Below are 21,979 nucleotides of genomic sequence, written 5' to 3'. Positions count from 1 at the left end.
CGTGCAGTGCAGCAAAAATAGCTGCAATACGGTCCGTAACGATCTGTGAAGCGAGGTTTCTTAAATAATCACCAACGTAAGCTGATCATTTGTGGAAAAACAGACCACGTGGACTGAACGATGTGCTTTCGAATCAAAAAAAGAGCAAGCGTATGGGCCCCCCTACTACGCTTGCTCTTTTTCCTATCCATAACCAACCTACTTCCTAGGCAATCCGCCACGCGGCAGCTCGGGGTCCGATGTCACTCCGGTAATCACCCAGCTATTCTTCTCTTGCACAAGTGAGATTGTCAAAAGTATAGAAGGTGCTGGTCCACTTGAAGTCGCAGTATCCAGACGCATTTCTATGACCTCTGAGTTCTTGTTAATTATCGTTTCTTTAGTGACCTCGTAGTTCGTGATCCAAGGACTTGAGACACCCGTCACCCAGTTTAGTTCAACAAACCGCGGATACATAATCTTTTTGAAATCTTTAGAGAAGATCGAATATTGAATCGAGGCATTCCGATGCTGTAATCCGAACCCGTATAGCTCTGATGCTTGAATTGCAGAAGGTAATATAATGCGCCTAGACTCCGGAGCTGGCTTGGGCATAGCCGATAGCAGTTCTCCATTAACGTGAGTCATAGTAACGGGAGCTGATGCACCCATAGCCATACCCGGCAGAAGCAACAATCCCGCAATTAGGGCAGTCGCCATTTTCATTTTGCTAATTAGAATCACCTCATTCGTAGCCTGTTCACTACATGTGAATTGAATCTAATTATTCCCCCACTTCACTCATAAATATGTACACGGTTTCCAAATCCACCAATAATGTATACCTCAATGAATTAAACTGGTAATATAAAATACAATGATACTACACAACCAGCAATTTCATTAAATTTTTATAGGAGTGTTCCCATGAAAAAAATCTTAAACATTTGTCTAGCAGCAGGTCTGCTACTCACTCTATCCGTCGCTACCTTGAATACAGCAAGCGCAGAATCCAAGGTCAAAACCTACAAAAACTGCACGGAGCTAAACAAAGATTACAAAGGTGGAGTTGCCATTTCCAGCTCAACCAAGAACAAAGGCGGCAAAACGAAATACAAACCCTACGTATCGAAAGAACTCTATAATGCCAATAAAAAAAGCGACCGTGACAAAGACGGAATTGCTTGTGAGAAATAGGCTTAGCCTTGCTCCACTATTTGCTTGAGCCTTAGATCCGGCGTGAAAAAGAGTCTGTAGCTCAGTACACTGAGCAGCATACTCGTTATGGCAGCAGAGGCAGTGAACGAGAACACAATTAATATCTGATAACGAACAGCTACTACAGGATCAGCACCCGCGATGATCATTCCGGTCATCATTCCAGGGAGTTGAACAAGCCCAACCGTCTTCATACCGTCGATGGTAGGAATCATACTGAATTTTACAGATCTTTTTCTAACTTCCTGGACCGCCTGTGGGACCGTTGCTCCAAGAGACAACAACGTTTCAATCTCCCCTTTGCTCTGCTGAATTTCATGCTTGATATGGTTAATGAACAACCCTGAAACCACCATAGCACTGCCAATGGTCATGCCGCTAATCGGAATGATATATTGTGGCGTAGCCTCAATGATATGTAAGCTGAGCAGAATGCCCATCATGAGCAGTTCCATAGTAGCAATCGCCAGTCCAATTCTCCAGACTAATCCGCGCAAGCCTTTGCCTCTTTTGGCTGCATTCCATGCGGCTACACTGATCATAAAGAGTATTATCACAATTACATAAATGACCTGATCCGATTTAAAAATAAATTGCAGCACATACCCCACCGCAAGCAATTGAATGGCCGACCGCACTGTGCCTACAATAATATCTTTTTCCAGTCCGAGCTTTTGCCACACGGAGACCAACATTGTCCCTAATACAAACAGAAGCGTGAAACTTAGTGCTGTATAACTCATAACAACGACGCTCCTTCCGAAGGCCGAACGAACCTTTTAGCCAATTCTTCCGCAGATTCAGCAAAAAAAGACTCGCTCACATGCTGTTCCAACCTGCCTTTTCCCATAAACCATGTAGTTGTGCTTATTCTGCTCGCCTGCTTAAGATCATGAGTGACCCAAATCATCGAAGTGCCTTCTTCCTTATGCCAATCCTCTAGTAGCTTTTCAACCATTTGAGTGCTGTTGACATCGAGCGAAGCGGTGATTTCATCGAGCAATAATACCGTAGGTCGGAGCAGCAAGGAGCGAATCAAAGAAATCCGCTGCTTTTCACCACCCGAACAATCTGCCGCTTTTTTGCTTAAATCCAAATGCTCCAGCCCCAATTGCCCAATTAGTCGCTGCACTAGTTTAAGATCATAAGGTTTGTCATGCAGTCTGCTGACAGTTCTTAAATTATCCTCCACACTGCCAGACAGCATGACCGCTTGTTGTGCTACAAACCCTATTTTCATCCTCCATAATCTCGCATCCATACTTTTATATGAAGTCCCCTTTACCAACATATCTCCCTCATCCGGAGCATCCAAGAGAGCCAGGATTCTAAGGAGTGTACTTTTCCCTTGGCCAGAGGCACCAATCAATGCGATGCGGTCCGATTCAGCTATGTCTGCGGAGATCTCCGAGAAAAGATATTTCGAAGTTTGCTCGTTACTTTTCCAGTTAAGTTTTGCAAGTCTCTGAATCTCAAAAATACTACTCAATCCCCTACCTCCTAATACCATCCGCTAAAATAGCATACCGTCTAGTATTATAGCATTTCAGCTATAAAAAAGAGAAAGACATCCAGTTTCAGGACGTCTTTCCCTATTCGAACTATTGCATTTTATTGATTAAAACGGGCCACAACAAACACCGCAGGTGAATTCCAATAGATCGTCACTTCATTCGTAGAATAGCTAAGCTCATGATCGACAAAGCACTGCGCAGCTGGTTTTCCTTGTAAATGCTCAACTACATATTCATCATGCAGCCCACGATCTGGCCCCCCTGACACCAATCCCGGCACCGGATCAGCCACATGGTCACCTACAGAAGGGCGATGATGCGGATTCATCACGGCATGATCCCCAAACCCGGTAACATAGCTGATATCCAGAACGTTACGCCCCATCAGATAATGTAGATGATCTAAGGCACAGTCCGCAAAACTGGAGTCCCCACTAAAATATTCAGCCGCCAGCAGCAGCATTGCATTGTTCATTACTAGCATATTGCTGCCCCAGATATAGTCCTCCTCTTTTAAGGAGATCCTATAGCCCTCCTCACGACTCTGTTCCGCTAATCGTTGTGCCTCAGCAACAAGCCCTTCTTTTAACGAGGCATATAAAGCACGGTCTGCTTGCTCCTCACCATTTAACAGATAAGCGATAGTGCCATAGCCCCCCATATCACCCCAGCCTAAACTGTATTTTGGAAAAGTCAGCTGCACTAGCTGCAGAACAGCTTGATGATACTCCTCTTTCCCTGTCGTACGATACAGCTCCGCCGCTGCCCAATACCGCTCGTCCTTATCGACTCCATCCCCGTATTCTCCAGTGCTAATCTCAGGCGGATTCGTAAAACCGGGTACATCTGGATGCTGTACAAGCCATTCCCATGCTGCCCCCGCAGCATCCAGACATTTCCGCGCATAAGCAGCATCAAAAGGCTTGTACACTCTTGCAGCCATAGCCATAACACCAGCAAAATCCCCAGTTGCAGTAGCAGATATTGGTGAGAAGTACAGGTCTGCTGTATCGTCCTCAGGCATAACATCCAGACCAGGAAAGCTTAACGTAGTCAATTTATGGTATACACCACCTGTTGCGGAGTCTTGCATTTTAAACAACCAATCGAGCTCCACCCTGCATTCCAGCAGCACATCTGGCGTAGATCCATCACTTTCAGGCAATGGGATAGCGCTTACAAAAGCCGAGGGATATAATTCATAGGCAAGCAGCATATCCGCGATAGCTTTCGCTCCGGGACCGCTATATTTTCCATAATCACCTGCATCATGCCAGCCACCCGAACAGTCTAGTTGAAGATCCGGTTGACCATATACAATCCCTTTTGCGGTATGGCACGCCTTGTGCTTCCAATCTCCAGCATATTCTTCAGTCAACTCAACGCCACAGCGATAATAATAGAAAGCTTTCAGCAAGCCCTGTTGAAGCTCATGATAAGGCTGATCTGAGATTGTAAAGGATGCCGAAGCTACACCCTCGCTCTGCTCAATCCGATATCTCCCCTCAGTATTGACCTCCGAGAAATCACCTGTGTGCAAAGTTAATCCACTGGCTTTATCAAATCTTCCAGCATCTGAACTACCTTTGAACACAATAGTCCCACTATCAACATCAACTACCTGAAAATCATGCTCAGTACCTGTAAATACTGCGATCTTTTGTCCATCCAGCGGATATCCGATTTGATTCACAGTAATGGTGCGAAGTGTACGCTCGCTCATCTTCATTCTCCTTTTATGTAAAAATGATGAAGCTGAAGTAACCATTCTCTTCTAGTTGAGAATACTCTATTCTAGTTATCTATGGCAATGATGTATACAAGAAAAACCTAGAGTCACCCGAAAGGAAACGGATAACTCTAGGCGGACAAAACAGTCTATTTGTCGTCAAGCAATTTAATAAAGTTAGCTGGAAGTGTGAACTGCTTATTATGAACCACTATACGGCGAAGCTCTTCCTCGAAGGAGCTAAGATCATCTTCATCATCGTCTTTGATTTCCTTTATATCCCGGTGCAGACGCTCCATTTGCAGATCAAGGGCATGAGCGGCATCCGCCGCATTTTTCAGTTCACGAGTCATACTCTCAGGTACTGATTTATTATATTTATAAAAGATTTTATGTTCGAGGCTTGCCCAGAAATCCATAGCAATGGTACGAATTTGAACTTCTACACAGACAAGCTCCTGGCGATCGGACATAAAAACAGGGACTTGAATCAGCAAGTGAAGACTCTGATATCCGTTAGGTTTAGGGTTCTTAATATAATCCTTTACCTCAAGGACCGTTAGATCATCCTGCTTCTGAAGCATCTCACTAACATGATAGATATCAGAGATAAAAGAACAGGTGATCCGCAGACCAGCGATGTCTTTAATACAATTTTTCACTGAATCCAGCGATAATTCACCATTTTTGCGCAGCATCTTGTTCATGATACTTTCTGGAGACTTAATACGCGATTTGGTATGTTCAATTGGGCTGTAATCATGCAGAGACTGAAACTCCTGTTTTAGGATCTCAATCTTCGTTTCCATCTCATCCAATGCAAATTTATAAATTAACATGAAACGAGTGATATCGTGCTTAAGCTTCTTAAATTGTTCGATTTGATTCTCGGGGGTCATTATCTCATTTCTCCTCTTGTAGCGTTTCTCTATATTTATCATAGCCAATCCACTAGTGAATTTCAAATTCAGCGGTAATGTAGCCATAATCCAAACCTCACACTTCGTTTGATTACGTATCTTTTGCGCCGTGAATCCACTGGCGAAGTCGCTATAGGACCCAGTTGACCTTATACACAGTATAATCCCATAATCGGGATGCTATCGGACTCCATAATCGCTATTGCCAAAATAACACAAAATATGAACCTCTTCATAAGAAATAACGTCACTGGAGTCCGAAACCCTGCTCAAACGGAGATAAACCTAAGAACCAAACCCATGATGCCCAAGAAACTAAATTAACCCAAATAACCAAACTAGCCAAAGACCCTCAATATGTTACGGACCGTATTGCAGCTATTTGCGCTTTTTGGTCATTTTTACAGAAGTATCGGACCGTATAGCTCTTATCACCATGTAACAGTGCAGAATCGGTGTGGTTATGAGTAAATAGCTGCAATATAGTCCGATAGCTCGCCTAAAACGTTCGAAATGGAGAAATAAGGTCAGCTGAGTCCGATCCATCGGAAAAGTGTGTTCACAAGCATGGGGGATAGTTCAAATCGCGCGAGAACCCAAAGTAACCTAAGTGCAAATAACGCCTTCTGAGTCCGAACGCTCAGCGGTAAAGGTCATGGAGAAACTAATGCCTGATTTCGGTTGGTTTACGTCCAGATCACAGTGTACCCGAGTACCCGATCATTAAACTGAAAGTTTCATTATTCAGTTGAGCTGTTTCCACTTTTGCTCAAGCGTTTGCGGAACATACTCCTTCAAAAGAGTCAAGAGTTCCAACGGCTCGTTGGATACGTTTAGCAGACTTAGATGCGAAGAATTAGAGAAGCCTTCTTGGATACTGTTATGTATCAGATTCATCAGAGGATCAAAATAATTCCTGATATTTAGAACCCCTACCGGCTTCTTGTGTATGCCAATTTGTGACCAGCACAAAACCTCAAAGAGCTCCTCATACGTTCCAAACCCTCCAGGTAAAGCAATAAAGCCATCTGCCAGCTCTCCCATTTTTGCTTTACGGCCATGCATATCCTCTACCTCTATCAACTGCGTTAACTCTCTATGTACCATTTCCCCATTAAATAATCCTCTAGGCATTACCCCGATTACCTCGCCTCCACCATTCAAAACAGCATTAGCGACCTCACCCATTAATCCGATTTTTGAGCCACCGTAAATTAAACGATAATTATGCATAGCCATGTAGTTACCAAGTTCAACAGCTTTAGCTTTATAATCCTCATGCACCCCTAAATTCGATCCTGCGAAAACACATATTGATTTCAAAATCTCATCTCCAAACTATATATTGATAATGTCCGCTATCTAATATACTATATGTTGGAGTATAAATCATGTGAAAGATTAAGGAGTGCTACATAATATGGAAATTAACGATGTGCAGAAATGGATTAATCATTTTTATGGAGAACGAGGCTGGACTACTTATGGTCCTTTTATAAGAGTCGGATTCTTAATGGAAGAGACAGGTGAAGTCGCACGAGCTGTACGCTCCTATGAAATCGGCAGAGATCGACCGGATGAATCGACTCGTACTCCAGAGCAACTGAAAAACGACTTGATTGAGGAAATCGGGGATGTTCTCGGAAATATCGCATTGTTAGCTGACTTATATGGCATCACTTTAGAAGAGGCTTTTACTGCACATAAAGAAAAATTAGTGAAGCGATTTAATTCCTAGGGACGAAGTAATCCTACAAAAAATAGGACTACAATCGGCAAGACCGAATTGTAGCCCTTCTTTATTTTACTCTTTAAGCCCTGTTAAGCTTTACCGCCTAAAGTATGATTCGAAATGGCTTTGATTATTGTTTCCCAATCATCCGGGTGGACTTCGTGGCCCGTTCCTTCCAGGGTTAGAAGCGACGCATCAGGAATTTCCGCCGCAAGCGCCAAGCCATGCTCTATAGGAAGCACCGTGTCTTCTGTGCCGTGGATAACCAAGGTAGGAACCATGATATTTTTTGCCTTGCCCTCGTAGCCGTCATCCCCTGTAAGAAGAGAATGATTAAACATGCTAAGCAAGTTGTTGGCACGTTTTATTTCCAGCCTTACTTGTTTATACGCTCTTTTCTCATCGAATTTATGTTTTGAACCACAGAGTATGCCGGAACCTGAAACCAAATAATTGGCTACCTCTTCCTCATTAGACCAATCCAGTGTTGCTCCATTTGCATGGAATGCGAGGATCCGCTCATCCATAGGAGGCAAGTTCCGATCATTATCGTCAGATTCGAAAAAACTTGATGCGATCAAGGTTAAGGTTAGAACTTTTTGCGGATGACGTGTAGCAAGGACTTGCGCAATCATTCCGCCTAAGGACATTCCAACGATATTTGCCTGTTCTATATTATAGGCGTCTAGTAACCCAGCAGCATCATTTGCCATGTCCATCACGGTATAATTGGAACTCCCAGGCTCATAAACAACGGAACGTCCGACATCCCGGTTATCATAACGAATAACGTAACGTCCGGTATCTGCTAATCGCTGACAGAACTCTTCATCCCAATAAACCATAGAACAGGTGGCACCCATAATCAGCAATATCGCAGGATTGCTAGGATTTCCAAAACTTTCCGAACATATATCAATTCCGTTTACTTTTACTATTTTTTCGCTCATTGTTCATTCCTCATTTCATTCGAATTTTATCAATGAATGCACAGTTAAATAAGACTCAATACATTTTCAAAAAAATGGATGATGTCATCATTGAATTGCACCTCAAATTAACGTAAACGAATGAATTTGATAATCACGATAAGCACTCTCCTATTCCATATTGAAGGGTTTTTAACCCAATTTCGATTATAACACAAAAAAGCTATCCCCTGATTTTACGGATCAGGGAGATAGCCTCCTATTTATCGCCACAAAAATATTCGTTAAATAAATACTTCTTCAACAGTCAAATTACGCTCTTTAGATAAGTCTCTGAACGTAGTCTCATTTATTTTTACCAGAGGTTTGAAAATATCCAACGGATTATTCATAATAATCGTACCTTGCTCACCATTGCTAAGCTGAACGCTCTTACCCACAAAATTCGGCAATAAATGTCCGATCAGAGCTTGTACCGCATTTCCATTCAGCTTGCCAAATCCAAGCTCATGTACCTTGCGCAGAACGTTAATCAGGCCTTGTTTTGGTTGATTCGCTCTTCCTAAGGTCATGCCTACATAAGTATTTGCAACAGCAACAATCTGCGTATACGGATGCAAGTCCTGTTTACGGAGATTGTTAGGATAACCTGTACCATCCTCGAATTCATGATGCTGAAGCGCCACTAGTGCGGTCTTTTCGTCATTCATCGATTTAAGGATAATGTCGTATCCATACGTAGTATGACGTTTTAGTTCTTCTGATTCTTCGGGAGTTAAGTTATCCGTCTTATTTAAGATATGTGGAGCAATCTGGCTTTTTCCGATATCGTGCAAATAACCGGCTCTACTAATCTCAAATCTTTCGGCTTTTGTATGACCTAACCAAGTCGCTATGTAAAACGATAACAGTCCGACCTGCAATGAATGATTGTATGTACTGATATCATCACGTTCCAGCAGCAATAATAAAGAAACGACATCCTTTTGTTCATCCAATTTCTCCAGCAATGGCTGCAGCGTATTATCAACATCCGACTGCGTAAAGCTACCCTTGCTGAGTGCTTCCAGAAATATAGATTCATAGTTTTGGATGGCTTGATCAAAATTACCATCTATCCCTTGTGCCACATTCATTTCTTCATTATCCAGCACCATCATGCGTGGTTCAATATCGACATAATCAATCTGATGCCTCATCAGGATGGTGATTTCTTCTCCGTAGACCACTGTCCCCTTCGGAAGCACGTGTAGGCCAACACTATTGAATGTATCTGTGATTAGACAATCGCCATGTTTGAGATCTGTGACATGAGCTTTCAAAATTCAGCACCCCTTACTATATGTAGGTATATTTTACCTTAAGGATAGCTAAATTCTTCCAAAGTAACAATATGGTTAAAGACTCATTAAAGCACTCGGTTAGTTCAAAAGACCCCCGCGACTTCAGCACCCCTAAATCTATTTTTAGAGATTAAGCCTTACATTTATCCGTCTTACACACTACCTAAAAGGGATTGCTAAATTCAGCGATTACTTTCCCAATCAACTTATCCTTCGACACAAATGGAGTATCCCACAGATGAGCATCATAGCTTATATTCCGGTTATCTCCGAGAAAAAAATAATGATCGGCGGGTACCGTAACCGGTCCAAAAGTGTAATCCATCTGTTCATTGAGGTAAGGTTCGTTAACCTTCGCTCCGTTTCGGTAAAGTGCGCCATCTTTAATTTCCAAGGTATCTCCAGGCAGCCCCATTAGCCTTTTTACATATCTTTTATTCTCATCACCAGCTACAGGTGGCGTAAATACAACAATATCTCCATGCTCCAGTGTGGTCATCCATAACATTTTCTCAACAATTAAGCGATCATTGATTTGAATCGTTGGGATCATAGAGCCCGTTGGAACTCTCATGGCTTCAGCAACATAGGTTCTAACAAACAAAGAAATAACCACTGCGATCACAATACTCGGCAACCATTGCTTCATAAATTTCAACATTATTGCTCACCTCACATTCATTTTATAGAGTCAAACTTTTTTTAGCTGGTTCATATTCAGTTCATATTGTCGTCATGTATAGTTCATCTTCATCGGGTAAGCTTTCTTTAGCAACTCATTAAGATAGCTAGAATAAAGCGATTAGAACAGGAGAAGATGCGATTGAAACCAGAAGAAGAGGTTATTAAAAAAAGGATGAATAAACCGCTGAAAATTATACTTATTTCCTTAGGGGCTTTAGCTACTGCAATAGTACTTTTTCTAGTGACTGTTTTTGTCGCTAATATTTTCCTCAATAAATCGGACCAAGCTAAAATAAAACCCTATGGTCAGTCTGTAAGCGTCGATGGTAAAAATATGAACGTTTTGATTCAAGGAAAGGGTGAAGAGACAGTCGTGCTCTTACCTGGTTATGGAACGGTGGCACCGGGACTTGATTTTAAGCTGTTAATAGATGAACTATCTCCATTTTACAAAGTTGTCGTGATTGAGCCTTTCGGTTATGGATTAAGTGATAGAACTGAAAAAGAGCGAACCACAGAAAACATTGTGAGTGAAATTCATGAAGCTGTAAAGCAGCTTAATATTGACCGTTATATTCTAATGGCACACTCTATTTCCGGTATGTACAGTTTGAATTATGTGAACAAATATCCAAACGAAGTGAGTGCATTTGTCGGGATTGATAATAGTATTGCAACGGAAGACAGAATAGGTGTTAAAATACCAACAGGAAAATTAAAACTACTTAGAGAATCAGGCTTGGGCAGATTGTTATTTAAATCAAGTGGAAATCCCTATGCTGAATTGCCGTTTGATGATGAAACTAAAGAACAATTGAGATTGCTTACGCTTAGAAACACTTATAATTACACTAACTTAAATGAAGTGGAACATATGTCTTCTAATTATAAAGGGGCTCTAAATTCAACTTTTCCAAAGGATCTCCCCCTTTTGCTCTTTGTTCAAGGGGATGATACTCTCTTAAAAGATTGGATATCATTGCATGAAGAGCAAGTCAAAAATTCCGTACAAGGAAAATTGGTAAAACTTGATGCAGGACATTATCTGCACCATACCAAATCAAAAGAAATCGCCGAAAATTTTAAGACATTTATGGAAGAAATAAAATAAAAAGCGTTTCTTCTATTCTCCATGCTGCGGTCATCATGTGCAAGTTTCCTTGCATTTCATGACGCAGCATTTTTTCCTTAGTATTTAAATCTCGAACCGCTCAATAATTCGATTCATTTCCCCATCAACATCAATTGAAGTATTCTTAGGAATATGAATGACGAACAAACCGCCAAAGATCAACTCACATTTGCCTTCATTCTCTATAATTCTATGTTTAAAAGCTGCAATGGCCGTTGAATCAACAGCTTCTTTACTAAGCAGCCAAGCGTATCTTTTGAAAGGAGATTTCTGAACAGTCTCTTGGTAATAATAGACTCCATTTTCTTCCTTCACCTGTATAATATCTCCCATTGTAACAGCCGGATTAAAAATCGGTGTCTCTTCAATTCGAAATTTATCTTTGCCAAATGGAGTAACATCGAGGATTTCTATTTCACGGCCATCTGCGTTGAAACAGATATGGATTCCGGACGATTCTAGCATCGGCACACCTCTATCCTTGTTCAATATCTAATCTTGTTCATTCTAAATAACACAAAACAAAGTAAATACATTAGACTCGTAATCCCGAACAACCTAAAGATTCCGGGTGTTAATAACATATATAAACTGTAGGGAAAACTCCAGATAAATGCAAGCAGCATTAGCCGACTTCTGTTTAAAAAGACACCTATTGCTAATAACCCCGCCGGTAATAACAACATGATTATACTAATCACAAGAGTGGAGCGATTCGTAATCTCAGCATAAGGATTGATGAATATAAAAATTAGCCATAAAAAAACGGTCATCAAACTGGACACATAACCTATTAGTTTAATGATTGTTAAATTTATGGATGACTCCATCCTATCACCTCAATTCTTTCGCAATAATTCTCTCCAGCCACTTCCATGGAAGCAGCGTTTTGCCTAAAATTAAGATTCGCGTACCTTTGCCGATAGGATAACGTAGCCGTGGTGCTTTCATTTCGGTAATACGACCGATAAGATTAGCCACTTGACTAGGGTCAGGCGCTGTCTCAGCAGTATGTTTGGAATATCGTAGCACAGCGTCAAGACGCGCTTTATACGGAGAATCCTCCTTACGTCGAATTTGCTCCATGCCTTTTCCCCATATCGGTGTTCGGAAGGAGCCCGGTACAATTAATACCACCCTTATTCCATAAGGGGACATTTCATGACGCAGGCTTTCGCTGAAGCCTTCAACAGCAAATTTAGAAGCTGCATAAGGCGCATAACCTGGAAATCCGGATAATCCACTTACACTTCCTACATTAATAATCGTGCCGCTCTGCTGTTCTCGCATAATGGGCAGCACAGCTGTTGTCACAGCCACTAATCCAAAAAAGTTCGTCTCCATTTGCCGCCGCCATTCCTCCATAGATATTTCTTCTATGAAACCGCCAATGGCAAAACCTGCATTATTGACTAGAACATCAATTCTTCCAAATGTTTCGTGTACTGAAGATATTGCTGTCTCTATAGAATCGCTGTCAGTTACATCCATGGTCATTAAATGAAGCTGCTTTAAAATTCCTGCCTGTTCTGCCTGCTGCACCAGCTCGCCTTTACGGCTTAAATCACGCATGGTTGCTATCACCTTAAACCCCTGTCCAGCTAATTTGAGCGCCGTCAGCAGTCCAAATCCACTGGAGGTTCCGGTAATCAGGGCCACACGATCGTGCCCATACTCTAGATGTGAACTCATATTTACTCCCCTTTGTATTTCACAATTACAAAAACAAGCACAAATGTTCTATTATTCATTGACTATCCATTAATTTCAAGTTATAGTAAGAGCATCTTTTATATTTCTGTGCGGGAGAAGCACCTCGCAAGACAGGCGTCAATGCCTATCTTGGAGGTGCTTTTTTGCGTATATTAACTAATTCATTAAGGAGCTGAGAGGAATGTTTAAGCCAAAAAACACCGTCAGATGTAGAACGAACATTTTCAGAATTAGGGATTTAAAATGGATGGCTCAAGTAGTACTGGTAGCAGCTTTCTTAACCTGTAACCTCACACTTGTGTCTGCTGCTACTGGCTGGGATTCCGCGCTGGATGACATTAACAGTCTTCATGGTAATTATACCGCGCTTCAAGCCACCCTCAAGACAGATAACTCAAAAATTCAGAAGTTACGCAAACAGAATAATGACGCTCTGAAATCTATTCGTACCGTCATACAGTCAACAGATCAAGCACTGTTAAGCCGCTTATCTTCAGAAGCTAGCTCAGTTCAGAAGAAACATGCTCCCCTTCTGGAACAATACAGCACACTCAGTAAACAGTCTACCGCAGCCAAGAAAGCTAAAGACTTGAAAACAGTCACATTGCTGGACCTGAAGCGTAATAAACTAAAGGCTGCTGTAACCCTCGCCCGAGCCGAAATTAAGACAAAGACAACCGCTTTGGCAGCCGCTCGCAAGCAAACCGCTGCTAAGCTTAAACCCGTCAAAGATGCGTTGGCACCCATCACTGCTTTAAAGAAACAAATAACTGCCGAGAGTAAGAATCTCGCTGCCACGCAGAAAGTACGCGCGGAAGCTGACAAACAATATAAAGCAGCTGTTAAGCAAGGAGATGCAGTTAGAGCCGCCACAGAATTGAAATCATCCTATGAGCAAATGAAACGAATTCATTCCATGCAGCAGAATATTTACAGCTGGGAACAGAAGACTTCGCTAGCACTACGAGCAGCAGAATCTAAACTTCCCTAATGATTATGATTCGCCCCCACCGGCTCAAATCAGCTTCACTAACATACTAATTAATTGGGCTGCAGGCACAATTAGGAGCTGAGCAAATATAGTGCCTACAAATCGTGAACCCATCAATACCACATATATTTTTCCTAGCTGATCACGGTATTCTACATTTTCAGTAGCCTTATGGGTAATAAGACCAAGCTGTGGGTCGATAAATATGGTCAGCAGAATAGTCGCCATACCGTTAATCAGTCCGGAAGCTTGAGAAGCAGTCGTGCTATATTGAGGCATTAGATGAGCAGCGTACAAAGATGATATGACACCTACGGTGTAAAAGGCTGTAACAAAAACATTCATCACAATAAAACGTTTAGGAATCCCCAGGTATCTGAAGTTATATAAGTTCACTTTTGGTTTTCTTATGTATTTTCTTGTGTTCTTAAGTTGCCCGATCGTCACACTGGTAAGCAGTTTTGGGATAGAACCTTCGATTTCAAGCTTAGAGATGATTCTCCCAAACAAGCCTACAAAGGTAGGGAACACAGCAATGGCAATTAAAGTCCCTAATGAAGAAGCCAATAATATAATTCTCAAGTAATTAAGAAGTGGAAAATCGGAATGTATTTTGGCATAATCTACGAATTTAGCCGTCAGTGGAGCTTGGATCATATTTGCAGTTCTTGAGACGAGAACAATAATGCCTGTGAGAGATAACGCAATGGCTATCTTGTTCAGCTTCACTCCGGCGTATCGTACCGAATACGATAAGGTTTCTGCCGTGTGAATAATCATCGTAAGCAAGCATACCACAATCAAACTATTTACCATTTAAAGGTTCCTCTCCAATAAACACTATTTATTATTTCGGTGCACCTTTTGGTGAAAGTATTGATCCAATCCATAACAAAGGGCAATGCCCACTAAATATCTAACAAGGTCGATCCACAGGAATCCTTTTCCGAGAATTAGACCACCCAATACTGTAGAACGGATGCTGTTGATCCACTCCGCTTGATACAGCTGGCTAAATTCTATGCCGAAGCTAAACACCAAACTCCATACAAAGGCGAGCCTTAGCTTTTGATTTACCAGTAGAACCCGAAACATAAAATAAACCATACTGCCCCAAAGCGCATCTCCGAAATGTCTAGATACAAACAAAGGCAGCTGATCCGTGAATACTCTAGTGCTTAACCCCAATACAATAACAACGAGGCAGATACAAATATAAAAAAGTCTTTCTTTCAGATCATTGATCCTCATTTCCAACCTCTATCCAGCTTCTGACTTAAAATTGATGCTTGCGATAATACTAATCATTGCGATATAAAACGGATAAATAATCATGGCCCCTATTATGATCAGTCCTGTTACCGGTGCAGGTTTATCTGCAGGTTCTGTGATTGGGAACCAGGTTGCGAATAAACTAATGAATAGAATCAAATAGGGAAACCATAGGATCGTAGTGAAATACATGGATTTTTTTCCGCTCAAATATTTTTTTGTAAGCCAAATAAATACTATAGAAGATAATAAAAATAAAACAAGCTTGAAGATAAACAGCAAGGTATCTACTTTTCCCAGCTCCAAGCCGGAAATTCTGCTGATTCGATAAATATTCAATGGCAGCTCTATTACAACAAACAACATAAAGGCATAAAGTACGCTTAGTGCATTCAGCTTTATAAAATATTTCATCTGTTCAGCACTTCGGAGTCCCACAGCCGCTCCACATGGGTAAGCTCCAATTCTTCAAATTCCAGCTTATAAATATCCGGCTTGGACGTTTGTTCAAAGAACTCATATCCATACTTCTTATCGAAGTAGTTCAGGATAATGGTCATGATATTCCCATGCGTACCTAATGCGATTTTTCCGCCTTTATGCTGTTGAATTAATTGCTTGATAACAGGAATTGCACGCTCTTGTGCTTCCTGGGTACTCTCTCCATCCGGCATTTTATATTGCTTGTCGCTGAACGATGTCCGAATGCCCTGCAGAAAATCATCTTCACTGATTTCAATCTCGGCACTTCCGATTGCTCGTTCTCTGAGTTCTTCATACAGTTCAATCTCTTGGTTCGAAGCTTCTGCCAAATATTTAATTGTCTCTACGGCTCGTCTATATGGGCTGGATACAAAATATGTAATTTTCTCCTCCGCCAAAAGCTCTTTGATTCTATAAGCGTCTGCGTGTCCTTTTTCGGATAATCCCCGTTCCCGCTCATTCCCTAATACAAAAGGTGACACTGCATGTCTAACCATATAAATGTATGTCTTCATGAGGCACTCCTCTCAGTCACTCAAATATCGTTGCAGTCTTCTCTCGGTCTTTTATAAAAATCTCTCTAGGATAAAGAATTGCAATCTCTGGCAGCTCGTTCTCTTTGAAAAATTTAAATTCTTCGATCTCCCCATCTATAGCTCTAAGCGTTCCTCTGATGATAGAGCACTCAAATACAATAACCGTATATTCTACCTGATCGCCATTACTATATTCGTATCTATATTTCGCTCCACCAAAAACACCTAAAATCGACGTAGGATGAACCATCAACCCTGTCTCTTCATATACCTCTCTGCGTAAGGTTCTTCCGGGACGCTCCCCTGGCTCAATCGCTCCCGCAGGCAATCCCCACAAAGATTCTCCTGGCTTGCGGATGAACAGAATCTCATCCTCTTTATTTCTTACTACTGCAGCTACGGAAGGCATCATTAATAATTCTGAGCCCACTTTCCCACGAATCCCTTGATAGTACTCAGACATCGGCATATTGATCATCCATCCTCTCCGTAAATGGGTTTATAATCTTTCTTTTAAAAAGCTGATCACGTTTATTTTCTCACCGTCTGGCTGAACATTACATTGAGATAACTCGACATTAAACCGCTCACCTGTCTCTATTAGTTCAATCGCTTGGCATACATATTCGATCTTCCCAGGACTACTACTCCATGCATCTCTTGTATCATCCTTTACCCAATGAAGCTCTTTACCATTAGAATAGAAATCATGAATTAACCGTCCACTATCCGTGGTTGGCTCAATCAACATCAGGTTATCTCCTTTACCTTCACTAAACCTTTGAACGGTTTCTTTCATCCTGTTTAAATCTTTTTGATCAAAATGTATTAAAATATCATCATGTTTAGACTCATCTGAGCCTGTCTCACCTAGATCGGCCGCCAACACGCCTACAAGCACAGCAATCATAAATAACTGCACAATGATTATCCATGTTCTAAATTTCATAGTTCCCCCTAAATTCTTTCCTTGGACTTCCCAAAAACCCACTATATGTATATTAGACATCACTATGAAGGAATCCTTTAGATTTCACAATATGCATAGCCGTGGACAAAAAAAGCTTCCGAACTCAAAAAATGCTGAGCTCCGGAAGCAGTTACAATGAGGTGAGACTTAGTGTTTACCTTTTGTGCCAGCAAGCTGTACGATCATAATGACAAGAACGAGCAAAGCAATGAGCTGATCAATACTCATCTGCGTCCGCCTCCTATCCCAAATGAAGGATGGCTCATCGGACGGCATTTCCTCTCCCAAGGACACTGCTTCGTTCCCCTTATACACACTATGTATCCTACAGCCTATTTATTACTTAAAGAATGCCCTGCCCGTCCGTACGTGCGAGTTCCTGCTCGACTTCATCCAGCTGATCTTCGCCAAATACTTTAAACCCATTTTTCCTCAACAGCTCCGTAGTGGTGCCCTCTCCCGGTGCTTTCGTATCCTTAAAGGTTCCATCATAAATATACAGGCTTCCGCATGAAGGACTGTCTTGTTTTAAAATAGCTAATGCAACCTGATGCTCCCTAGCCAGCTTTAGTGTGGCTTGAGCCCCCTTCATAAATGGCTCCGTAACATCGACGCCTGCCCCCGTCACTACCCGATCTCCTTGCCGCTGTGCGTCAGGACGAGGGGTTGGCAAACCTCCCACTACCTCTGGACAAATATGGACAAAACGCCCTTCCTCATACCACTTTAGGAATCGGGCATCGAGACACGGAACATCGCCATTATCATAACGTACTTTATGCCCTAACAGACATGCGCTCACTAGAATCTTCCCTGTCATCGTTATCGCCACCAGTCCGTCTAGTATTTAATATATTGCTATATTATTTATGACTAGAAACGGATATGCAATATCGAAATGCCTGTCCACGAAATGTTTGTGCTTGATACACAAAAGAAGACTCGTAGTACACATATAGAAAACCATTATTTCTGATATTGAGGGGTTTTCTCCATCCGATACCGGCTCCAGCAGGTCCATAATAAATCCGCCATAAAGTAGAACCCCACGATCGGAAGCACGAATTTCCAAATAGGCTGAACACCCGAATATAAAAGCTCCATAAGCGGCTGAATTACATACACACTAGCTACTGAAAGCCCCCACCAATATAGAGAAAAACGCAGGCAAATATGCCCTTGCAGTTGATAAGACATTCCTGAGTAATCCCACCATTGCTTATGGAATACCGTTTTTAACAGCCAACCGCTTATAAATTCAACAGCAGAAGGAATGATTAGCGCAAGAAATAGGAAAAGCGGAAGTGGCAGCGTCAAATCTCTAGCAATCAATAGCAATAGTGGAGCAAAGCCATACATCGGCTTAAATGGACCTTTTAGAAATCCTTCTTTGCGAAAGCTTCCATTACTGTATAAATTATAGGTCCCTTCCAATACCCAACCTAAAAAGGAATAGACCATAAAATAAAAAAAGTATTGGCCCACCACAGTAACTGCTATATCTCCACTTAACGAAAATATAGGAATAATCATGACCTAATCTCGCCTCCCGTTGTCATTATTTTCTTAGTTGTCCATCCGGCCCTATTATGTCTTGATCGTTCTGGAAATATGCGCACAAAAAAAGACATAACCCAAAAGGTTATGCCTCCATTCCAGAATTCCAGGAGTAAAAGTCTCCCACTTGTTACCTTCTAATTATTTAGGCTCTTCTTCATGAGGTGTCGTCAGCAACTGATCGTCGTTTGGTTTCTTCAGTGCATCCATCTTAAGCTCACTGCGTACGCCAAAGTTTGAACCGTACTTTTTCTCAAAGTTTCCTGCTAGAGCCTCACCACGTTTTTGCCGGTAACGGCTGTTCTCATTCCGACTACGCATTCCATTTCCTCCCTGTTGGCAAAGATCTGTGAAATTTGCGAAAAGCTAAGACGAACTTGGAGAAAACACTCTGATGAGGTTGTACTTTTATTTATTATACAATACTTACTATATTCATCAACAAAAACAGACTGTCCCCTAAAGGACAGCCTGTCTTCCGAATCATTTACTCCAAATTATCGGGAAGCGGATCTGGGTGTGAGGATTCAGCAGGTTTGGCTACCCACTCATCTGCCTCTGGCTCGATGTCTACACCGTTCTCCATCTTCTTAATTTCAGCTAATGAATCGCCTTCTTTATTTTCCTTGTTGCGGATTTCCGCTTCATCTTGTGTGTGATCGGACATGTGAAATCCTCCTCAGGTGCTTTGCTTTTTTTGTTCCTTAGTTATAGTTACCCGATGGAGTGTTTTGCAAACATAGTCCAATTAAAAGAATAATTTAAGGGTACATCATCCACGCTACAAGTGGGCCGATACAAGAGCCAACTATGGCGCAAACAGTCATCGCAACCGAGCTCATCGAAACGGATTGTTCACCATATTCCAAGGCCTTTGCTGTTCCTAGAGCATGAGAAGCGGTTCCTAGACCAATTCCGATTCCAACCTCACTACGAATTCTAAACAGTTTGATGATAAAAGGTCCGCCAATCGCACCTGTAAATCCAGCAATCATAACAAATACAGAGGTTAAAGAAGAGTCCCCACCTAAGCTGTTCGAGATCTGTATCGCTACAGGTGTAGTGATCGATTTAGGTAATAAAGATAAAACATATAATTTAGAGAAGCCTAGACCTGCCGCCAAAAGCAGTCCACTAAACATCCCTATAAGCAGACCTACAATGGCTCCGCCCAGAATTGCCGGGAGATTCCCAATCAACACATTACGTTGTTTATATAATGGGTAGGCTAACGATACTACAGCAGGACCGAGCAGCTGATTAATCCATTGGCCGCCTATCATATATGTATCATACGGAATATGAAAATATAGTAGTAAAGTTACAACAATCACTGTTGCTGTAAGCGCGGGAATAAGTACAGGAATACGAAATCGTCTATATACTACTGACATCATCAAATAAATAGCTACGTTAAGCAGTACAATACCTGTTGCGATAAAAAACATTATATTTCCTTCCCCTTTTCGCTTAGTCTCTTGCCGCTCCATCCCGCTTTCAGCTTGTTGTTTACGCTAGTAAGCCATTGGCTAGAATGTGCAGCTGCGGCAATCGTGAGAACACTGCTAACGATAAGGATTAGGATTAATAGTAAACCTCTACCACTAAAGATATCCATATGATTCACGATCCCAGCTGTCGCTGGAATAAAAAATAACGGAAGATAAGCTAATATCGTTGTAGCACCCTCTTCAATCCACTTCACAGGCACGACCCTGAATAGCAATAGAACAAAAAGTAACAGTAATCCTACGATACTCCCGGAAACGGGGAGATGCAGTTGCTTTTGCAGATAGTCCCCAGCCAAGTAGAACAAATATAGCAGGAACACTTGGATAATAATGCGAATGATTTTCATGATGCAGGATCCCTTCATTATTAAGTTAAAGCGATAGCGCTAATATGGAGTCACCTTCATAAGGGTATCAGAGTTTTCATGAAACTTTCAATTACTTTTTGAATCTTATAAGAAATATCGCAAAAAAACCTGCAAAATCCCCAGAATACAGAGACTTTACAGGCTCAAAGATTAAGATTCAATTTCGTTAAACCCACTGAATTACTTGCTCTGCACCTTGACGCGTCTTACCACGTGGTTCGTTCAGGCGATATCCGAAAGCTGCCATACAGGAGATTCCAAAATGCTCAGCGTCCAAAATCCCTTCTTCTTCCAGAATCTGCTCAACCTTAGCTTTATCAAAACCTTCCATTGGGCAGGAGTCGATCCCGATTAACGCAGCTGAAGTCAGCATATTCCCAAGCGCCAGATAAGTCTGCCGGCAGCTCCATTCGAACATTGCCCGCTCATTCTCCATCAGTCCGAAATCAACCTTCAAGAACTTATCAAAAACTTTACGTTTTCCTTCCATTCCTTGCGGAGGCAACTCCTGCACATTCTCCATGATCCCTTTAATATAATCGGAGTCAGCAGCCATATCTTTAGGAAGACGTGAGAGAATAAGCACAAAATGGCTTGCGGTTGCCAATTGCTTTTGTGCGCCCCAGGCATAAGGACGTAATTTTTCACGTACTTCCGGACTTTGTACTACCACAAAACGCCAAGGCTCGAATCCGAATGAACTTGGTGACAATCGTCCAGTTTCCAGAATAAATTGAAAGTCCGATTCACTAATTTTTTTACGGCTATCGAATTCTTTAGTTGCATGTCTGAACTGATATGCAGACAGGATTTCATTCTTGTTTAACGATAAAGTATCCATGAGTAACACTCCCTTTACTTGGTTAGCATCGACGAGCATTTGACTGTTTGCCGATCACATGCTTAATATTAGTGTATATATCACTTCTTTAAAAGTACGCACAATAATGTTATGTAGTATACAAAATGATACCATGGGAGTTGAACAGCTATGCGTGACCGAAAAGGTGGCTTCGGAAATTTCCCGGAAAGCAACAAAGAAGCTTGTCCTGTGGAATTTACACTGGACGTTATAGGAGGCAAATGGAAAGGAATTCTCATCTATCACTTGATTGATGGCACGAAACGTTTTAACGAATTCCGCCGGATCTGCCCGGGTATTACCCAACGTATGCTGACCCTGCAACTAAGAGAGTTGGAAGAGGATGGGGTTGTACACCGTGAGGTCTACCATCAGGTTCCCCCAAAAGTCGAATACTCTTTAACTGAATTCGGCAAGACACTGATTCCTATTATTAAACTCATGAAAGATTGGGGCGAGGTGTACAAAACAAAACAGCTTTCCGCAGAAAGCTGTCCTGAAGGTACAGATATTACGGTGTAGCTCAATGCTGCACC

Annotated in this window: 30 protein-coding genes; 5 read left to right on the top strand and 25 right to left on the bottom strand. The window is 41.7% G+C overall.

Annotated features, from left to right (window positions below; genetic code table 11):
• Nucleotides 1–198: 198 nt before the first annotated feature.
• Entirely contained in the window at nucleotides 199–699 is a 501-nt protein-coding gene (locus MHH50_RS11500; RefSeq protein ID WP_139331043.1) for a hypothetical protein, read from the bottom strand.
• A 207-nt stretch (nucleotides 700–906) separates the two neighbouring features.
• On the opposite strand from MHH50_RS11500, the gene MHH50_RS11495 reads away from it, so the two are divergent.
• A complete protein-coding gene (locus MHH50_RS11495; protein ID WP_076187014.1) occupies nucleotides 907–1,176 on the top strand; it encodes an excalibur calcium-binding domain-containing protein in 270 nt (89 codons plus the stop codon).
• Nucleotides 1,177–1,178: 2 nt separating this feature from the next.
• On the opposite strand, the gene fetB is transcribed toward MHH50_RS11495, so the two are convergent.
• The 5 genes from fetB to MHH50_RS11470 form a co-directional block, all read right to left on the bottom strand.
• A complete protein-coding gene (gene fetB, locus MHH50_RS11490; protein WP_076187012.1) occupies nucleotides 1,179–1,940 on the bottom strand; it encodes an iron export ABC transporter permease subunit FetB in 762 nt (253 codons plus the stop codon).
• On the bottom strand, nucleotides 1,937–2,686 hold the full coding sequence (locus tag MHH50_RS11485; protein WP_254847623.1) for an ATP-binding cassette domain-containing protein: 750 nt from the start codon (nucleotides 2,684–2,686) through the stop codon (nucleotides 1,937–1,939). Before MHH50_RS11485 ends, fetB begins: the two co-directional genes overlap by 4 nt.
• A 122-nt stretch (nucleotides 2,687–2,808) precedes the next feature.
• Nucleotides 2,809–4,434 (bottom strand): glycoside hydrolase family 9 protein, encoded by a 1,626-nt coding sequence (locus tag MHH50_RS11480; RefSeq protein WP_340034342.1) that lies wholly within the window; start codon nucleotides 4,432–4,434, stop codon nucleotides 2,809–2,811.
• 155 nt (nucleotides 4,435–4,589) lie between these two features.
• Nucleotides 4,590–5,339, bottom strand: coding sequence for a GTP pyrophosphokinase family protein (locus MHH50_RS11475; protein ID WP_076130330.1), 750 nt, complete (start codon nucleotides 5,337–5,339; stop codon nucleotides 4,590–4,592).
• A gap of 765 nt (nucleotides 5,340–6,104) precedes the next feature.
• A complete protein-coding gene (locus MHH50_RS11470; RefSeq protein ID WP_076193859.1) occupies nucleotides 6,105–6,683 on the bottom strand; it encodes a TIGR00730 family Rossman fold protein in 579 nt (192 codons plus the stop codon).
• A gap of 97 nt (nucleotides 6,684–6,780) precedes the next feature.
• Here MHH50_RS11470 and MHH50_RS11465 point away from each other — a divergent pair, with 97 nt between their 5' ends.
• Nucleotides 6,781–7,098 (top strand): MazG-like family protein, encoded by a 318-nt coding sequence (locus tag MHH50_RS11465; protein ID WP_076130332.1) that lies wholly within the window; start codon nucleotides 6,781–6,783, stop codon nucleotides 7,096–7,098.
• An 83-nt stretch (nucleotides 7,099–7,181) separates the two neighbouring features.
• Here the strand turns inward: MHH50_RS11465 and MHH50_RS11460 are convergent, their stop codons facing one another.
• The 3 genes from MHH50_RS11460 to lepB all read right to left on the bottom strand — a co-directional run bounded on the left by MHH50_RS11460 (nucleotide 7,182) and on the right by lepB (nucleotide 10,025).
• Nucleotides 7,182–8,042 (bottom strand): alpha/beta hydrolase, encoded by an 861-nt coding sequence (locus MHH50_RS11460; RefSeq protein WP_076303031.1) that lies wholly within the window; start codon nucleotides 8,040–8,042, stop codon nucleotides 7,182–7,184.
• 263 nt (nucleotides 8,043–8,305) lie between these two features.
• Nucleotides 8,306–9,343: an HD domain-containing phosphohydrolase gene (locus MHH50_RS11455; RefSeq protein WP_076130334.1), complete on the bottom strand. Its 1,038-nt coding sequence runs from the start codon at nucleotides 9,341–9,343 to the stop codon at nucleotides 8,306–8,308.
• Between the two features lie 184 nt (nucleotides 9,344–9,527).
• Nucleotides 9,528–10,025 carry a signal peptidase I gene (gene lepB, locus MHH50_RS11450; RefSeq protein WP_076130335.1) on the bottom strand — a complete coding sequence of 166 codons (498 nt, stop codon included), beginning with the start codon at nucleotides 10,023–10,025 and terminating at the stop codon, nucleotides 9,528–9,530.
• 156 nt (nucleotides 10,026–10,181) lie between these two features.
• On the opposite strand from lepB, the gene MHH50_RS11445 reads away from it, so the two are divergent.
• Nucleotides 10,182–11,159 carry an alpha/beta hydrolase gene (locus tag MHH50_RS11445; protein ID WP_076187003.1) on the top strand — a complete coding sequence of 326 codons (978 nt, stop codon included), beginning with the start codon at nucleotides 10,182–10,184 and terminating at the stop codon, nucleotides 11,157–11,159.
• A gap of 84 nt (nucleotides 11,160–11,243) precedes the next feature.
• Here MHH50_RS11445 and MHH50_RS11440 read toward each other — a convergent pair whose 3' ends face one another.
• The gene (locus MHH50_RS11440; RefSeq protein ID WP_076130337.1) at nucleotides 11,244–11,645 is read right to left on the bottom strand and encodes a DUF4265 domain-containing protein; all 402 of its coding nucleotides are present in this window, start codon (nucleotides 11,643–11,645) and stop codon (nucleotides 11,244–11,246) included.
• Between the two features lie 369 nt (nucleotides 11,646–12,014).
• Nucleotides 12,015–12,872, bottom strand: a complete 858-nt coding sequence (locus MHH50_RS11435) for an SDR family oxidoreductase (RefSeq protein WP_340034341.1) — start codon at nucleotides 12,870–12,872, stop codon at nucleotides 12,015–12,017.
• A gap of 202 nt (nucleotides 12,873–13,074) precedes the next feature.
• Here MHH50_RS11435 and MHH50_RS11430 point away from each other — a divergent pair, with 202 nt between their 5' ends.
• Nucleotides 13,075–13,884, top strand: coding sequence for a hypothetical protein (locus MHH50_RS11430; RefSeq protein WP_143759902.1), 810 nt, complete (start codon nucleotides 13,075–13,077; stop codon nucleotides 13,882–13,884).
• A 24-nt stretch (nucleotides 13,885–13,908) separates the two neighbouring features.
• Here the strand turns inward: MHH50_RS11430 and MHH50_RS11425 are convergent, their stop codons facing one another.
• The 14 genes from MHH50_RS11425 to MHH50_RS11360 all read right to left on the bottom strand — a co-directional run bounded on the left by MHH50_RS11425 (nucleotide 13,909) and on the right by MHH50_RS11360 (nucleotide 21,422).
• Complete coding sequence (locus tag MHH50_RS11425) at nucleotides 13,909–14,700, bottom strand: lipid II flippase Amj family protein (protein WP_036689792.1); 792 nt, start codon at nucleotides 14,698–14,700, stop codon at nucleotides 13,909–13,911.
• Nucleotides 14,701–14,724: 24 nt separating this feature from the next.
• Nucleotides 14,725–15,135 carry a DUF2809 domain-containing protein gene (locus tag MHH50_RS11420; protein WP_076218742.1) on the bottom strand — a complete coding sequence of 137 codons (411 nt, stop codon included), beginning with the start codon at nucleotides 15,133–15,135 and terminating at the stop codon, nucleotides 14,725–14,727.
• Between the two features lie 9 nt (nucleotides 15,136–15,144).
• On the bottom strand, nucleotides 15,145–15,570 hold the full coding sequence (locus tag MHH50_RS11415) for a hypothetical protein (RefSeq protein ID WP_076130341.1): 426 nt from the start codon (nucleotides 15,568–15,570) through the stop codon (nucleotides 15,145–15,147).
• Nucleotides 15,567–16,154: a histidine phosphatase family protein gene (locus tag MHH50_RS11410; protein ID WP_340034340.1), complete on the bottom strand. Its 588-nt coding sequence runs from the start codon at nucleotides 16,152–16,154 to the stop codon at nucleotides 15,567–15,569. The genes MHH50_RS11415 and MHH50_RS11410 overlap by 4 nt, the downstream gene beginning before the upstream one ends.
• Before the next feature lie 16 nt (nucleotides 16,155–16,170).
• Nucleotides 16,171–16,644, bottom strand: coding sequence for an NUDIX domain-containing protein (locus tag MHH50_RS11405; RefSeq protein ID WP_076130372.1), 474 nt, complete (start codon nucleotides 16,642–16,644; stop codon nucleotides 16,171–16,173).
• A 30-nt stretch (nucleotides 16,645–16,674) separates the two neighbouring features.
• Nucleotides 16,675–17,124: a DUF4362 domain-containing protein gene (locus tag MHH50_RS11400; RefSeq protein WP_076130343.1), complete on the bottom strand. Its 450-nt coding sequence runs from the start codon at nucleotides 17,122–17,124 to the stop codon at nucleotides 16,675–16,677.
• Nucleotides 17,125–17,292: 168 nt separating this feature from the next.
• Nucleotides 17,293–17,439: a hypothetical protein gene (locus MHH50_RS11395; RefSeq protein ID WP_155288116.1), complete on the bottom strand. Its 147-nt coding sequence runs from the start codon at nucleotides 17,437–17,439 to the stop codon at nucleotides 17,293–17,295.
• A gap of 49 nt (nucleotides 17,440–17,488) precedes the next feature.
• Complete coding sequence (locus MHH50_RS11390) at nucleotides 17,489–17,965, bottom strand: DUF523 domain-containing protein (RefSeq protein ID WP_076218746.1); 477 nt, start codon at nucleotides 17,963–17,965, stop codon at nucleotides 17,489–17,491.
• A gap of 146 nt (nucleotides 17,966–18,111) precedes the next feature.
• Nucleotides 18,112–18,678, bottom strand: a complete 567-nt coding sequence (locus tag MHH50_RS11385; protein ID WP_036689784.1) for a putative ABC transporter permease — start codon at nucleotides 18,676–18,678, stop codon at nucleotides 18,112–18,114.
• A 165-nt stretch (nucleotides 18,679–18,843) separates the two neighbouring features.
• Entirely contained in the window at nucleotides 18,844–19,023 is a 180-nt protein-coding gene (locus MHH50_RS11380) for a hypothetical protein (RefSeq protein WP_076280322.1), read from the bottom strand.
• Between the two features lie 166 nt (nucleotides 19,024–19,189).
• On the bottom strand, nucleotides 19,190–19,369 hold the full coding sequence (locus MHH50_RS11375) for a hypothetical protein (RefSeq protein ID WP_036689781.1): 180 nt from the start codon (nucleotides 19,367–19,369) through the stop codon (nucleotides 19,190–19,192).
• A gap of 94 nt (nucleotides 19,370–19,463) precedes the next feature.
• Entirely contained in the window at nucleotides 19,464–20,150 is a 687-nt protein-coding gene (locus tag MHH50_RS11370; RefSeq protein WP_340034339.1) for an LrgB family protein, read from the bottom strand.
• Nucleotides 20,150–20,578 (bottom strand): CidA/LrgA family holin-like protein, encoded by a 429-nt coding sequence (locus MHH50_RS11365; RefSeq protein ID WP_256716148.1) that lies wholly within the window; start codon nucleotides 20,576–20,578, stop codon nucleotides 20,150–20,152. Before MHH50_RS11365 ends, MHH50_RS11370 begins: the two co-directional genes overlap by 1 nt.
• A gap of 169 nt (nucleotides 20,579–20,747) precedes the next feature.
• Nucleotides 20,748–21,422 (bottom strand): NAD(P)H-dependent oxidoreductase, encoded by a 675-nt coding sequence (locus MHH50_RS11360; protein ID WP_076218750.1) that lies wholly within the window; start codon nucleotides 21,420–21,422, stop codon nucleotides 20,748–20,750.
• Between the two features lie 150 nt (nucleotides 21,423–21,572).
• Here MHH50_RS11360 and MHH50_RS11355 point away from each other — a divergent pair, with 150 nt between their 5' ends.
• Nucleotides 21,573–21,965 carry a helix-turn-helix domain-containing protein gene (locus MHH50_RS11355; protein ID WP_076130348.1) on the top strand — a complete coding sequence of 131 codons (393 nt, stop codon included), beginning with the start codon at nucleotides 21,573–21,575 and terminating at the stop codon, nucleotides 21,963–21,965.
• The last annotated feature ends 14 nt before the right edge of the window (nucleotides 21,966–21,979 follow it).

Source organism: Paenibacillus sp. FSL H3-0302 (assembly GCF_037982245.1).
Taxonomy (GTDB): Bacteria; Bacillota; Bacilli; order Paenibacillales; family Paenibacillaceae; genus Paenibacillus_AQ; species Paenibacillus_AQ odorifer.
This window is presented reverse-complemented; position numbering and strand designations above follow the sequence as displayed.